Origin of the sequence: Pantoea sp. Fr-CA_6 (assembly GCF_024520895.1) — a bacterium.
In the GTDB taxonomy this organism is placed as follows: domain Bacteria; phylum Pseudomonadota; class Gammaproteobacteria; order Enterobacterales; family Enterobacteriaceae; genus Pantoea; species Pantoea agglomerans.
Window position 1 is genome coordinate 80410 of sequence record NZ_JALNPO010000004.1, and the last position, 14656, is coordinate 95065.

13 protein-coding genes are annotated in these 14656 nt (G+C 46.0%); 10 read left to right on the forward strand and 3 right to left on the reverse strand.

From position 1 onward, the window contains the following. Positions 1-138 precede the first annotated feature (138 nt). The 5 genes from wcaK to galE all read left to right on the forward strand — a co-directional run bounded on the left by wcaK (position 139) and on the right by galE (position 6203). Complete coding sequence (gene wcaK / locus NR201_RS08940) at positions 139-1401, forward strand: colanic acid biosynthesis pyruvyl transferase WcaK (RefSeq protein ID WP_010248124.1); 1263 nt, start codon at positions 139-141, stop codon at positions 1399-1401. 4 nt (positions 1402-1405) lie between these two features. After that, on the forward strand, positions 1406-2629 hold the full coding sequence (locus tag NR201_RS08945; protein ID WP_010248122.1) for a glycosyltransferase: 1224 nt from the start codon (positions 1406-1408) through the stop codon (positions 2627-2629). Continuing rightward, positions 2626-3966, forward strand: coding sequence for a lipopolysaccharide biosynthesis protein (locus tag NR201_RS08950; protein WP_010248120.1), 1341 nt, complete (start codon positions 2626-2628; stop codon positions 3964-3966). The genes NR201_RS08945 and NR201_RS08950 overlap by 4 nt, the downstream gene beginning before the upstream one ends. A gap of 278 nt (positions 3967-4244) precedes the next feature. After that, the gene (gene galF / locus NR201_RS08955; protein WP_256849674.1) at positions 4245-5147 is read left to right on the forward strand and encodes a UTP--glucose-1-phosphate uridylyltransferase GalF; all 903 of its coding nucleotides are present in this window, start codon (positions 4245-4247) and stop codon (positions 5145-5147) included. A 42-nt stretch (positions 5148-5189) separates the two neighbouring features. Then, complete coding sequence (gene galE / locus NR201_RS08960; RefSeq protein ID WP_033758400.1) at positions 5190-6203, forward strand: UDP-glucose 4-epimerase GalE; 1014 nt, start codon at positions 5190-5192, stop codon at positions 6201-6203. Between the two features lie 90 nt (positions 6204-6293). Here the strand turns inward: galE and NR201_RS08965 are convergent, their stop codons facing one another. Genes NR201_RS08965 through rfbB form a run of 3 tightly spaced genes read right to left on the reverse strand, consistent with a single transcriptional unit; the run spans position 6294 to position 9436 of the window. Further along, positions 6294-7448, reverse strand: coding sequence for an acyltransferase (locus NR201_RS08965; protein WP_256849675.1), 1155 nt, complete (start codon positions 7446-7448; stop codon positions 6294-6296). A 42-nt stretch (positions 7449-7490) separates the two neighbouring features. Further along, the gene (rfbA, locus tag NR201_RS08970; RefSeq protein ID WP_033758398.1) at positions 7491-8354 is read right to left on the reverse strand and encodes a glucose-1-phosphate thymidylyltransferase RfbA; all 864 of its coding nucleotides are present in this window, start codon (positions 8352-8354) and stop codon (positions 7491-7493) included. Beyond that, positions 8354-9436 carry a dTDP-glucose 4,6-dehydratase gene (gene rfbB / locus NR201_RS08975; RefSeq protein WP_256849676.1) on the reverse strand — a complete coding sequence of 361 codons (1083 nt, stop codon included), beginning with the start codon at positions 9434-9436 and terminating at the stop codon, positions 8354-8356. Before rfbB ends, rfbA begins: the two co-directional genes overlap by 1 nt. Positions 9437-9982: 546 nt before the next feature. Between rfbB and NR201_RS08980 the strand changes: the two genes are divergently transcribed. From NR201_RS08980 to NR201_RS09000, 5 genes are read left to right on the forward strand one after another with little or no spacing between them, the layout of a single operon-like run. Next, positions 9983-10309 (forward strand): hypothetical protein, encoded by a 327-nt coding sequence (locus NR201_RS08980; RefSeq protein WP_256849677.1) that lies wholly within the window; start codon positions 9983-9985, stop codon positions 10307-10309. A 1-nt stretch (position 10310) separates the two neighbouring features. After that, positions 10311-11066 (forward strand): glycosyltransferase family 2 protein, encoded by a 756-nt coding sequence (locus NR201_RS08985; protein WP_256849678.1) that lies wholly within the window; start codon positions 10311-10313, stop codon positions 11064-11066. 2 nt (positions 11067-11068) lie between these two features. Further along, positions 11069-12712, forward strand: a complete 1644-nt coding sequence (locus NR201_RS08990) for a glycosyltransferase family 4 protein (RefSeq protein ID WP_256849679.1) — start codon at positions 11069-11071, stop codon at positions 12710-12712. Then, entirely contained in the window at positions 12705-13733 is a 1029-nt protein-coding gene (locus NR201_RS08995) for a hypothetical protein (protein ID WP_256849680.1), read from the forward strand. Before NR201_RS08990 ends, NR201_RS08995 begins: the two co-directional genes overlap by 8 nt. Continuing rightward, the gene (locus tag NR201_RS09000) at positions 13720-14652 is read left to right on the forward strand and encodes an NAD-dependent epimerase/dehydratase family protein (protein ID WP_071998048.1); all 933 of its coding nucleotides are present in this window, start codon (positions 13720-13722) and stop codon (positions 14650-14652) included. The genes NR201_RS08995 and NR201_RS09000 overlap by 14 nt, the downstream gene beginning before the upstream one ends. The last annotated feature ends 4 nt before the right edge of the window (positions 14653-14656 follow it).

The following is a 14656-nucleotide window of genomic DNA, read 5'->3' on the forward strand; positions in this document are numbered from 1 at the left end:
CAATGGAGGCGGCCGGTTTTAACAGGAGCACTACCTTTGGGTGCGTTATCCCGTAAAGCATTACTTTAAACAGAGTTCATTTTGCCCATTGCGGATCTGGGCGGCTTACAGAATTAAAAAAATTCATTCGGAGTTGTTATGAAAATTTTATTGGTGGGTAACCATACGTGTGGAAATCGCGGGGATGGCGCGATTCTTCGTGGACTGATTGATTCAATGAAGTCTGCACGCAGTGATTTAGAAATTGATGTTATAAGCCGTTATCCAACCAGCTCCGGTTATCTGCTTCAGCAGGATATTAAGCAGGATGCGCTGTATCTGCACAACAGCAAATCAGGCAAAGGTCTGGTCGGTTCGTTCAAGCGTAAAGTCGCGAACCGCCTGATGCCTGATATCATGATGGCGCATCTGGGCAAGGGCGGGATCTTTAAGTCGTTCGCTGTACCCCCGCACCTGAAGGCGTTTACTGACAGTCTGGCAAAATATGATGCGATTATTCAGGTTGGCGGATCGTTCTTCGTTGACCTCTATGGTGTGACCCAGTTTGACCATGCCCTCTGTGCACTGATGGCGAAAAAGCCGATCTACCTGATCGGTCACTCGGTGGGGCCGTTCCAGAACCCGCGCGTCAATGCGCTGGCAAACTTTGTCTTTGATCGGGTCGACAGCCTGGTGCTGCGTGAATCGGTCAGTCTTGACCTGATGAAGCGCGATGGCGTGACCAGTTCTAAAGTCGCGTCTGGCGTTGATACCGCTTTCCTGGTGCGCGCACGCGAAGTCGAAAATCCGAGCCATAACCTGCTCTACTGGCAGGGCATTATCGATGGCCGTAAAACCATCGCGATCACCGTGCGTGAACTGGCACCGTTTGATAAACGTCTGGGTGTGACGCAGAAAGAGTATGAAGCGGCATTTGGCCGGGTGATCAATGCCATGATTGCTGAAGGCTATCAGGTTGTGGCGTTCTCAACCTGTACCGGCATCGACAGCTATGCCAAAGATGACCGCATGGTTGCACTGACCCTGCGTGACCACGTGACGCAGCCTGAACATTACCATGTCATTATGGATGAGTTTAATGACCTGGAACTGGGCATCCTGCTGAATCATTGTCATCTGACCATTGGTACCCGCCTGCACTCGGCGATTATCTCCATGAACTTTGGCACCCCGGCTGTGGCGATCAACTACGAGCACAAGTCGATGGGTGTGATGAACCAGCTTGGTCTGCCGCAGATGGCAACCGATGTGAAAAGCCTGATGGATGGCTCGCTAATCGACAAGGTGAAAACTGTGCTTGCCGATTACGATAACATCAAGCTTAAGGTCGACACGGCCGTTGCGAATGAAAGGGAAATTGGCAACCGGATCACTGAAGAGATTCTCAAAGTATTAGGGTAATGTGATGAAACTGACTTTTTTCACCATGCGTTTCCCGGTTGCCTCTGAGACATTCGTATTAAATCAGGTAACCCACTTTATTGATGCCGGTTACGAGGTGGAGATTATTTCAGTCTTTCCCGGCGATTTAGTGAACCGGCATGCCGCTTTTGATGAGTATGGTCTGGCGGCGAAGACGCATTATCTGCTGCCGGAAGAGAAGATCTCGATTGTCGATAAGCTGAACCAGCGCATCAAGCTGGTGCTGCCAAAAGTGACGAAGCCGTCGCTGCTGCGTTCGCTGAATGTGCGCCGTTATGGCGCACAGTCCAGCAAACTGCTGCTGCCGTCGATTGTGGCGAATGCTAAACAGACCTTCACCGCAGATGTGTTCCTGGTGCATTTCGGCTATGCCGGTGCGCTGGCGAACAAGCTGCGTGAGCTGGGCGTGCTCAAGGGTAAACAGGCGACCGTGTTTCACGGCGCCGATATTTCCCGTCGTCACATTCTGGAAGAGCACAAACTCGACTATGTGAATCTGTTCCGCCAGAGTGAGCTGATGCTGCCTATCAGCAATCTGTGGAAGAATAAGCTGATTGAGATGGGCTGCCCGCCGGAAAAAATTCACGTTACGCGTATGGGCATTGAGCCGGAGAAGTTTAACTTCCAGCCGCGCCAGGCGTTTCAGACGCCGCTGCGTATCGTTTCGGTGGCTCGTCTGACCGAGAAGAAAGGGCTGGATGTGGCGGTCAAAGCCAGCGCCATCCTGAAGCAGCGTGGCGGTCAGTTTCAGTACACCATTATCGGTAACGGCGATCAGGATGAGATGATGCGTGATTTCATCGCCCGCGAGGGGATGGAAGATTGCGTCAGCATGCCGGGCTTTAAACCGCAGGAGGAGATCCGTCGCGCGCTGAGTGAGGCTGACATCTTCCTGCTGCCCTCCAAAACCGCCGCAGATGGCGATATGGAAGGTATTCCGGTTGCACTGATGGAGGCGATGGCGGTCGGCCTGCCGGTGGTCTCAACCTTCCACAGCGGCATTCCGGAGCTGATCGAAAACAACGTATCTGGCTGGCTGGTGGAAGAGGACGATCCTGAGGCGCTGGCGGAGACGCTGCTGAAGCTCTCTCAGGGGGAAGTGGATGTGGCGCCCGTGGTCGCGGCCGCCCGTCACAAAGTTGAGACTGAATTTAATCAGCATATCGCCTACGGCGAACTGGCACAGATTCTGGAGCGACTGGTGTGAGTGGATTTAAGTCACAGGCGATTTGGCTGTTCGGCAGCACCTGCTTCTCGGCAGTGCTGCAGGTTGCACAGCTAAGCTTTCTCGCCCGCAAACTGGAAACCCACGAGCTGGGTCTGTTAGCCATCATCAACGCCATCCTGGCGGTGGCGGGTGTGCTGCAGGATATGGGGATGAGCAGTTATCTGGTGCATCGCCAGAACATTACCCGTCGTGAGCAGAGCACCATCTACTGGGTGAACGTCTCACTCAGCTTGTGTACTGGCCTGATCATGCTGCTGATCGCCTTCCCGGTCTCCTGGTTCTATCATCTGCCGGAGCTGGTGGGTCTGATCATGCTGACCAGCCTCAACTTCCTGGTGCTGGGGCATCTGTCGCAGTATCAGGCGCACTACATCAAAACCAAGCGGATGGTTTCGCTGGCAAAGATTGAGATGGGCACCAAGCTGTTTGCCTTCCTCTGTGTGGTGGCGATGCTGGAGTTTACCTCGCTCACCGTAGCAGCGGCGATTCTCGGTCTGTTTATCAACGCCTTTACCCGCATCCTCTGCATGATTGCGCTGGGTGAGAAGTCGTGGCGTCCGACCTGGGAGTTCGATAAAGCGACCTTTATCGGAGCGATTCGCTACGGCAGTTATCAGCTCGGCTCGCAGACCATTAACCAGCTGCGAACCCAGGCCGATGCACTGGTAGTGGGTAAAGTGATGGGTGCCGAGATGCTGGGTGTTTACTCGCTGGCGAAAGAGCTGGTGCTGCAACCGCTGAAGCTGGTGACGCCGGTGATTAACCGTCTGGCACTGCCGCGCTTTGCAGAGAAGCAGCACGATGCCGAGCAGCTGAAGAAGCTGTTCCTCAAAGGCACGCTGGGGATCATGCTGTTCAGCAGCGCGATGTACCTGGTGATTGGCATCTTCTCGCCGGTTATCGTTCGTGTGCTCTACGGCGCATCCCACGAGCAGGTCTATCATCTGATTCCGCTGATGCTGCTGTTTGGTATGCTGCGGCCGATGGGCGGACTGACCGGGGCAATTTCCCAGGCCAACGGACGGACCAACGTTGAGTTCTACTGGAACATCGTGGCGAGTATTGTGGTTCTGGCGGTGCTGGCAACCACCTTTATCTGGCCGAACGTGCTCTATGTGGCGCTGACGCTTTCCATCTCGCAGATTCTGATCTCGGCACTGGCTCATCCGTTCTTTATCAAGCCGGTGATTGGCATTCGGTTTATCCCTTATGCCCGGCAGTGGGTGGCGGTGTCGGTGGTATTTGTCGGCATAATGCTGCTGGTCAATCACTTTAATCTGTTTGTGATGCCAGAGTGGTTTGAAGGCTGGTTGTAATCACAATTGCGTTATATCAACGGGCGGCCTCAGGGTCGCCCGTTTTCATTTATGGCTGGTCTCAGCCGCGCGGCGACCAGGGGTGGAAATAACAGAGGCGATATTCGATTACTGATTGTCTTTATTCAGTTTATGCCGTTGCTGGCAATGGGCAAAATGCCGAATTTCCAAGTTATGACAGAGAGTTACTGTCCGATTTTCAGATAAAGATTATACTTGCTCTTCCGGCCGATCCTGCATAATCGACCCACATCTTCATTTTATTAAACGGAATAAATATGACCAAGCTTAAAGCAGTAATCCCGGTTGCGGGCCTCGGTATGCATATGCTCCCTGCGACTAAAGCCATTCCGAAAGAGATGCTGCCTGTCGTCGACAAACCGATGATCCAGTACATCATTGACGAGTGTGTTGCCGCGGGTATTAAAGAGATTGTGCTGGTCACGCATGCATCGAAAAATGCCGTAGAAAACCATTTCGACACCACCTATGAGCTCGAAGCGCTGCTTGAAGCGCGCGTGAAGCGTCAACTGCTGAGCGAAGTGCAGTCTATCTGCCCGCCAGGCGTAACCATCATGAACGTGCGTCAGGCACAACCGCTGGGCCTGGGCCACTCGATTCTCTGTGCCCGTCCTATGATAGGTGACAATCCGTTTGTGGTCGTGCTGCCAGACGTCCTGCTGGATGACTCCACCGCTGACCACATGCGTTACAATCTCGCAGCAATGGTTGCCCGTTTTGAAGAGACCGGCCACAGCCAGGTCCTGGCGCAGCATATGCCCGCGTCCAATCTCACTGAGTACTCGGTAATCACCACTGCAGAGCCGATTGATCACCCTGGCGACATCAGCACCATTACCGATTTCGTTGAGAAGCCTGAAGATACCGCCGGACTGAACTCTGACCTGGCTGCGGTAGGCCGCTATGTCCTTTCTGCTGATATCTGGGCCGAACTGGAGCGCACTGAGCCAGGCGCGTGGGGCCGTATCCAGCTGACCGATGCCATCGCCAGCCTGAGCAAACATAAAACCGTTGATGTTTCGCTGCTGACCGGTCACAGTTTTGACTGCGGTCGTAAGCTCGGTTACATGCAGGCGTTTGTCTCTTACGGCCTGCGCAGCAACGTGCAGGGTCGCGATTTCCGCGAAGCTATCCAGACCATCCTCGCAAAACAACAGTAATTTATTTGCCGCGTCCTGCGCGGCAGATTGAAAGGAGCTCACATGGCAATTTTAGTCACGGGCGGAGCAGGGTATATCGGCTCCCATACGGTACTGGCGCTGTTGCAGCGCGGTGATGATGTTGTGGTTCTGGATAACCTCTGCAATGCCTCACGCGAAGCGATTAACCGCGTTGAGAAACTGGCAGGCAAAAAAGCGACCTTCGTTGAAGGCGATATCCGTGATCGCGCCTGTCTGCGTGACCTGTTTGCATCCAACAGCATTTCAGCCGTAATCCACTTTGCTGCGCTTAAAGCAGTCGGTGAATCCACGCGTATGCCGCTGGAGTACTACGAGAACAACGTCGCGGGCACCGTGGTGCTGCTGGAAGAGATGCGTGATGCCGGCGTCTGGAACTTTATCTTCAGTTCATCAGCAACAGTTTATGGCGCAGATGCCCCGGTTCCTTACGTTGAGACCACGCCGATTGGCGGCACCACCAGTCCATACGGCACCTCTAAGCTGATGACCGAATTCGTGATGCGCGACTTCGCCAAAGCGGAGCCGAAGTTCAAGGCGATTGCGCTGCGTTACTTCAATCCGGTGGGCGCGCATGAGTCAGGCGAAATCGGTGAAGATCCGGCGGGCATCCCAAACAACCTGCTGCCGTACATTGCACAGGTCGCAATTGGCCGTCTGGATAAGCTGGGCGTGTTTGGCGGTGATTACGATACGCCAGACGGCACCTGTCTGCGTGACTACATCCATGTCGTTGACCTGGCGGAAGGGCACCTGAAAGCGCTGGATTATCTGAGCAAAGTCGAGGGCTACACCGCCTTTAACCTGGGCGGCGGCAAAGGCGTCTCGGTGCTGGAGATGATCAAAGCGTTTGAGAAGGCATCCGGCAAGGCAATCCCGTTTGAGATCAAGCCACGTCGCGATGGCGACCTGCCTGCGTTCTGGGCCGATGCGTCACTGGCAAACACCACGCTCGACTGGCGCGTGACGCGCGGCATAGATGAGATGATGCGCGATACGTGGAACTGGCAGAGCAAGAACCCGGATGGGTTCAGGTAGTTGAAAAGAAAGGCGAACTACGGTTCGCCTTTCTTTTTGCGCCATAAATTCGGTAGGACTACTGCAACGGATTGCACTGCTCAGGAATCATCAGGCCGTGACTTCATATTTACGGGCTACATTCCGACCTTTATTTCGTAAAGGCACTTCCAGGTAGCGATAGCTCAATTCAGATGAAACAAAAATCAGCCCTAATGCAGCTATTGTCATCCACAGTGATCTCATGTACGAGTCTCCAGCAGCAAAACCGTAATGTACCATAATGCGCACTGTTGATTCCTGAACGAAATAAATCACAGGCATGTGTGCCAGATAGATACTATATGATCGGGATGCAATCCAGCTCATTGATCGAGAAACGATCCCTTCACTTCCGGGCGACATAAAAAAGCCACTGTCCCATGAAGCTATATAGACCAGCAATGTTGAAATCATTGCTAAAGAGCCAAAGAGATAAACAGAACCTTTTAATGCTGCCGGGATGGCGAAAAGCGAAAACAGTAGAAAAATATTCACCAGATAGCGGATGTACCATCGTTCTAGTATACGGGGTTTAATTTTACTACCTAGCGACAGCTTTAACATGGCTAAGAGAACACCAAAAATAAGGCCGTGATAGCGGAAGTTAGGACTCCAGTCACCTTGCTGTACAATGTAGAGCAGGAAAACAGCCAGTAGCGAGAGCGTGGTCACTTTCCAGCCCGTTCTCATGAAGAGAAGAATGAAAGGCGCTACAAAATAAAACTGCTCTTCTAGCGATAAAGACCAGTAGGGGCCGTAAGTTGGCAGATAACCTTGCTCAAGAAGATAGCCGGAAAAAATATTGAATGAAAAAGTAATAATGGTAAAGCAATAAATAACGTTGTGTCTGAATTCCCCAAATGCGTTAGTAACATTATAAAAAGCTGAAAAAAATAAGACGACAAACATCCAGAACCACGACGCTGGAAGCAACCTGTATATTCTTTTAACAAAAAAAGGAATAATAGTGTGTCTGAATATTTGTGTAGTAGATTGTTTACTATCCAGATGAGTGAGGAGATTTGTTGCAATCAGGTAGCCCGAAATAGCAAAGAAAAGATCTACCCCCGGCCAGAACTCAACGTACTTGTTGATATTTTGAAGTAATTGATGCTTGCTCCAGATATAGAGGGTGGGCAAATGTTCAAGAAGAACAGCAACTATTGCAAAAAATCTCAGGTACTCAATTTCGATATTGAGTTTGCCTTTTTTTACCATACTCATCACCACTTCCAAGGGATTATGGCGGGAAGCCCCGCCTGAAGATTATTTTACCAATCCCATAAGGTACTGACCGTATTCTGTCTTAGACAATTTCTGACCTTCGTTATAAACATCCTGACTTGAAAGCCAGCCATTTTTGAAGGCGATTTCTTCAAGGCAGGCCACTTTGAATCCCTGCCTTTTTTCAATCGTATGAATGAACTGAGAAGCTTCGATCAAACTGTCATGCGTTCCAGTATCAAGCCATGCAAAACCACGACCTAAAAGTTCTACATTCAGCGTATTCTGCTCTAAGTAGAGACGGTTGAGATCGGTGATTTCAAGCTCACCACGGTGAGATGGTTTTAATGTACGCGCATAATCTGTGACATTGTTATCGTAAAAATATAAACCTGTAATAGCCCAGTTGGATTTTGGTTGGGAAGGCTTTTCTTCCAGCGATAAGGCCTTAAAGTTTTCATCAAACTCGACAACGCCAAAACGCTCAGGATCTTTAACCTGATAACCGAACACTGTAGCGCCGGCGGTATTCGCAGACGTGCGTGCCAGAACCGGGGCAAAGCCTTGACCAAAGAAGATATTATCTCCAAGGACTAACGCACAACTTTCATTGTTGATGAATTTTTCACCAATAATAAAAGCCTGAGCAAGGCCATCCGGACTCGCCTGAATAGCATAACTCAGGTTAATACCGAACTGGCTACCGTCGCCCATCAGCCTGACAAAGGAAGCATGATCATCAGGTGTTGTAATGATCAGGATATCCCTTATCCCCGCCAGCATGAGCACAGAAACCGGATAGTAAATCATAGGTTTGTCATATACAGGCAGCAGCTGCTTAGAAACACCTTTCGTGATTGGGTATAACCGAGTGCCAGAACCACCGGCAAGAACGATACCTTTCATTATAATTCCTCACCTAAATTATTTTCCAAACCCAGTCGCTGACCCTGATAAGAACCGTCCTGAACGCGTTTCCACCACCATTCGTTTTCCAGATACCACTCAACAGTCTTGCGCAAACCGGTTGCGAAAGACTCCTGTGGGACCCAGCCTAATTCACGTTCAATCTTTGAAGCATCAATAGCGTAACGAAGGTCATGCCCTGGCCGATCCTTGACGAAAGTAATCAGCTCTCGGTAGCTGCTGAGGTTGGGTATGTTTGACGGAGAAAGTTCATCAAGAATGTCACAGATAGTCTGGACAACCGTAAGGTTCGTCTGCTCATTGTGACCACCAATATTGTAAGTCTGGCCAATCACACCTTTTTTAACGACTTCCTGAAGTGCTCTGGCGTGATCTTCAACATATAACCAGTCACGAATCTGGCTCCCATTGCCGTAGACCGGTAGAGGTTTACCATGGAGAGCATTAAGAATGGTCAGTGGTATCAATTTTTCTGGGAAATGATAAGGACCATAATTATTAGAGCAATTTGTCACCAGAACGGGCAGGTTATAGGTCCGATGCCATGCTCGTACAAGATGGTCGCTGCTCGCTTTTGACGCAGAATAGGGGCTGCTTGGCGAGTAGGGCGTAGTCTCTGTGAACAAATCAGAAGTGTTGTGCAAATCACCGTACACTTCATCAGTTGAGATGTGGTGAAAACGAAAGCCCGCTTTATCGGTATCACTCAACTGGTTATAAAACAGGCGTGAAGCTTCCAGCAGATTATAGGTGCCAATGATGTTTGTCTGGATAAAAGCTCCGGGTCCATCAATAGAGCGATCAACATGACTTTCAGCTGCTAAGTGCATGATTGCATTAGGTTTGAAAGAGTTGATAACTGATTTCATTGCATCATAATCGCAGATGTCAGCTTCAACAAAAGAAAATCCGGGTGAATTTTCAATCGTTTTTAGTGAGTCAAGATTACCCGCGTAAGTTAAAGCATCGACAACCAATACTTCATTATCCTGGTCAGTAACGAGAAGTCTCACTACAGCTGACCCGATAAAACCCGCACCGCCAGTAACTAAAATTTTCATACTTTTCCCGAAGATTAGCATTTTTCTTGCACGGCTGGATTATCTCATGCCGTACGAAACTGATGTCAATAACTCATCATTATGACGAGTTAATCCAGCCTTGACCAGTTCAGCACACCACGTCATGGCTAAATTCAGTCATTGTTATCAAGGTGACTGCTGCATTAGTTATTAGTAGTTTGCATATAATAACTTGGCTTATTTAATTAAGAGATCTATACCATTCATCAATTATTTATGCAGAAGATCACTTCACAATCCCTCCGCCATATTTCGAAGAAAGGTGCTACCGTGTTAGAATTGAGAGGTTTTTTCCAAGGACTGACAGCGCCTGGATCGTCTTTTTTTCACCGGGAAAAGTTGGAAAAAGTAAACATATCAGAAACTTAAGTTTTTTGATCTACATTGATGAAGAGTTAATGAGCATTTTAGTCGCTACAGCTAAGGGCGGTAGCGTGGTCATTTTCATCATATTTTCCTGTGTACTCGACTTATCCTCGTTAAGAAATAACTGCTATGTGGATAGGTATTTTTAGGGTTAATCTTATGGAAATTAACAAGGTAGGCCAGTTCGTGCGTGGTTGGTTTGTTGGCGGTTTTGAGCCTACTCTTTATAAAACAACCGATGTGGAAGTCGCTGTACAGCACTTCAAAGCAGGTGATAAAGAGGCCAGCCATTGCCACAAAATCGCTACAGAAATCACTGTAATCGTCAGTGGTAAAGCATTAATGAACGGTAAACTCATCAACGCAGGAGAGGTAGTCAAAATCTCTCCCGGTGAGTACACAGATTTTGAAGCAATCGAAGACACTGTAACAACAGTGGTAAAAGTTCCCGGCGCATTAAATGATAAATATCTTAAGGCAGAGTAAAATGTTAAATATCGTTGTCCCTATGGCAGGTCGAGGCAGTCGGTTCGCGAAAGAAGGTTACACTGATCCAAAACCTTTAATTCCAATTAATGATAAACGCATGATTGAAGTTGTAATAAATAATTTAAAACCTAATCAGCCGCATAAGTTTATCTTTATTTGCCAGCAAGAACATATTGAAAAATATGATTTATCAACAAAGCTCAATGAATGGGCGCCAGGGTGCGAAATTGTTGGTATTAATGGCGTCACAGATGGCGCCGCTTGCACTGTCTTGTGCGCACAGCATTTAATAGATAACGATCAGCCATTAATGATAGCAAATTCTGATCAGTGGATTGATATTGATATAAACGATTATTTAAATTATATGGATCATGAAAAACTTTCAGGCTTAATAATGACTATGTCTGCAAATGATCCCAAATGGTCATATGCTGAATTAAATGAAGATGGAAAAGTTATTCGTGTTGTAGAAAAAGAAGTTGTATCGGAAGAAGCAACTGTAGGTATCTATAATTTTAAACATGGAGCTGATTTTTGTCGCAACGCTCAAAAAATGATTGATCTTGACGAACGCACCAATGGCGAGTTTTATGTGGCACCTGTTTATACATGGATGTACCGAGATGATCACGCAAACATTGGTGTTTATAACATTGGTGCTGAAGCCAACGGAATGTATGGTTTAGGCATCCCTTCTGATTTGAAATTATTTTTATCACTCGACGTTGCAAAGAAGGCACTGGACTTTTAAGTATGACAAATGCCAAGAAAAAAATATGCCTCATTGGTCATGAGTGCGGCTATTATAAAGGACAAGGTGGTATTGCCACCTATATAGAACATACAGCAAAAGGATTTAGTAAGTTAGGATATGAAGTCCATACGATTTTTTTGCACGGCAGCGATCTGGATGATCCAGAAATAACATGCTGGAAAATAAAAGATAACTACAGCATTTTCAAAAATTCAAAAGCTATTGACGAAGTACTGTCGCAAATAAAACCAGACTTTGTTGAAGTTACCGACTTTATCGGTCTTGCGAGTTATACGCTTGCAAAGCGTGCGCTCGAGGGGCTGGATTATTCCTGTCGTTTTATCACTAACAATCATACGGGCATTCGTGAGGTGTGGGAGTGGGGAACAGCACTTGATTTTATGGAGTGTGCTCCGCCGTGGATGATCGAGATGTATCAGTATGAGAGAGCACAATCAATTCTGAGCGATGCTAATTTCTCGACTTCCAACTTTCTTGCAAATTACCTCAGCACTTTACACGATACTAAAGTTCATACCTGTCCATCTTATTATCCTCTTGCTGAACAAGCTATCCCGCCAGTCAGAGATAACAGCGGAACTATTGAGATTCTTTCGCTGGGTCGGTTTGAACTCAGAAAAAAACAGGAACTGCTGATACTGGCTGCCTGCGAATTAATGGTCGAAGGTTATGACCTGCATGTAACATTAATTGGAAACAGCGGAGATGATTTTTATGATCGCCGTGATTATATGGATACATGCTATGGGCTTATTCCGCTGGAGCTAAAAAATAAATTTAGTTTTTATGACTTTATTCCCTATAAGGAATTACAAAAGCAATATAAAAACTATGATCTGTTCGTCATTCCATCTCCTTATGAGAACTTCCCTAATACTGCGTTAGAAGCCATCAACTATGGCCTGATTGTGGCCGGCAGTAAAACCAGTGGGATAGCTGATATGAGCGGATCCGCAGCCGAAAAACTCTGTTTCGAGAAAAACTCCGTTGATTCTATCAAGAAGGTGTTGACGGGTTTTAGCAGTATGAGTCGTGACGAAAAAGAAGAGATCAGAAAAGTTCAGCGTGAATCACTCAAAACGCTGGTCAGCTTTGAGAGTGCTATTGTTAACAGAGTGAATCAGTACGAAAGTATTGAAATGAAATCTACTCTTGTCCGTCCTCTCCGTGAAAAATGTCTTTTCGTTACTATGAGAGATGATGCACGTCTTGAATATCTGTTGTTGGGTGATAAGAAGATTCATATTGATAGTAATGAGGCTTATCAATTGATGAATGCAGCAGAATATATGATTATTCTGCCTTCTGACAATTTTGACGATGCGATCGTAGAACAGAATTATTTCCCAGAAAAAAATATTATTTCTGCTTTTTCTTACCATCATCCTTATGGAACCGTTCTGGATATCAATAAATCCAGAAAAGCTTTCTCACAAATGACCATCAATGTCGCTGATATCTCTATCAGTAAGCATGTCAAAACGTCCAGACTGATTGCAGAAATACTTTTCTCTTGCAAAGATGTCGTTTTCTTCAGGGAAGACTCATCCAGAGTTGAAAAGGGTATTGGCATTGACTTAATGTATGAACTTGACCTGTTGAGATATAAATATAATGGTTAATAAGATTTCTGTGATTATTCATGGTCCTCTTGAAGAGGATTTTTTAGAAAAAAACTTAAATGCACTTCAAAAACAACTGAGTGATGTGAAAGTTTTCATATCGACATATAAAAAAGATGCAGAGAAAGTTCAAAACCTTCTAAATAATAAAAATCTGTATATTCAGGATAACATTAAGGTATTGGGCTGTGATGATGTTTTTAACCCTGGTTTTTTTAATATAAATCGTCAGATAAACCTGGTTAATGCGGCATTAAATGTTATTGACAAAGACTCTTTTGTCATCAAAGTCAGGATGGACCAGACAGTAAACTTTTCTTCTTTGATGAGAATGGTAAAGACCTTTTCATCGGATGTTAATGGTAAGTTGATTACGACTAACTGTTACACCCGCGCAGACCGCTGGTATCATCCATCAGATATGTTACTTGCAGGTGACTACAAGGTATTAAGAGATTACTACCCTGTGGACTTCTTTAGAGAAACACATATGGATAACATTCTTCTGATAAGAGAATTAGTTAAAAACAACCATGTGAAAGATTTTTATAACTACTGGCCGGAGTCTCGCCTTTTTACAAATTTTGTAAAAAAGAGAGGGGGTGTTATAAAAGAGTCTGCTGAAGACAGTCTTGAAAAGCTTAAAACCCACGTTTTCGTTATTAATAGTTGGGATGTTTCTCTGAAATGGAAGAAATTTTTAAAAGGATGGATTCCTGTCCTGCCTTATACTTTTAAAATGGCTCCTTTCAGAGACGGTCCAGAAGAAGATGCTTATAATTTCAAAGCAAGTGATCTTAATGCCGTTCCCTCCAAAACAAAAGAGAGTGTTTTTATAAGGCTCTCAAAAATTTATTTCAAAACAGGAATGTATCACTTCAATCCACTCTTCTTTAGCTATCGTAATTTCCTGCTAAGAGTTGGACGTAAAGTGTTCGATATTTCTTTAAAGTTCATTCCGCCTATTTTTCATCATACCCTCGTAACAATAGGTCGAAAATTTTATTATGCTATCAAGTAATCTATATATCGTTGGCTGGCGCGGTTATATTGGCCAGTCTCTGTTGAATTATTTGGGCAGAACTGGTTTTACTAAGCGAGTGTTTCTTTATAGTCGTAACAATGAGGTAGAGAGTATTACTCCTGACTTTATTGATGCTACGCTGTGTCAGCACGATGATTTTGTTAGCAAAATTGCTCAGGATAATGATCCTGTTGTCTATTATCTGGCCAATAGCATCTCTCCAGCAGAATCGCAGAGTCGTGCTATTGAAAGCGTTAATACTAATCTCCTGCCTTTTATCCGTTTTCTTGAAGATATAAAATCCATAGCGAGTAAGGTTACTTTTATTTTTGCTTCATCCGGTGGAACTATTTATGGAGACACCGGTGGAGAAAAATGTCGTGAGGATCATGCTCTTTCGCCGAAAACTATTTATGCGGCAAATAAACTAGCTCAGGAATCTTATCTTCAGGTTTATCATTGTAACTATGGGTTGAATTATCGGGTATTACGAATTGCGAACCCCTACGGACCTGGACAGGTATTCAAAGGTGGGCAGGGGCTTATTCCCGCAATCATGGATTCTTATAAAAAGAAGACTCCAGTCAAAATTTATGGCGATGGTTCAGCCTCACGTGATTATATTTATATCGATGATCTTCATGACTGCTTTATAAAGTCCGCAGTCTATAAAGGCGATGTGAGAATCTTCAATGTCGGTTCAGATTCGAAATATTCTATTCTTGATATTATCGATAACTTCAATCGGCATGGTATTGTTGTTGATACTGTTAAAGTGAAAAGCGCTGTATCAGTTGTTAATTCTATATCCCTGGATATTACACGTGCTAAACGAGAGTTTAACTGGTCACCTCAAACAAGTCTTGAAGATGGTTTAAAAAAATACATTGAATGGTATGAATTAACCCTACAGTAAATCA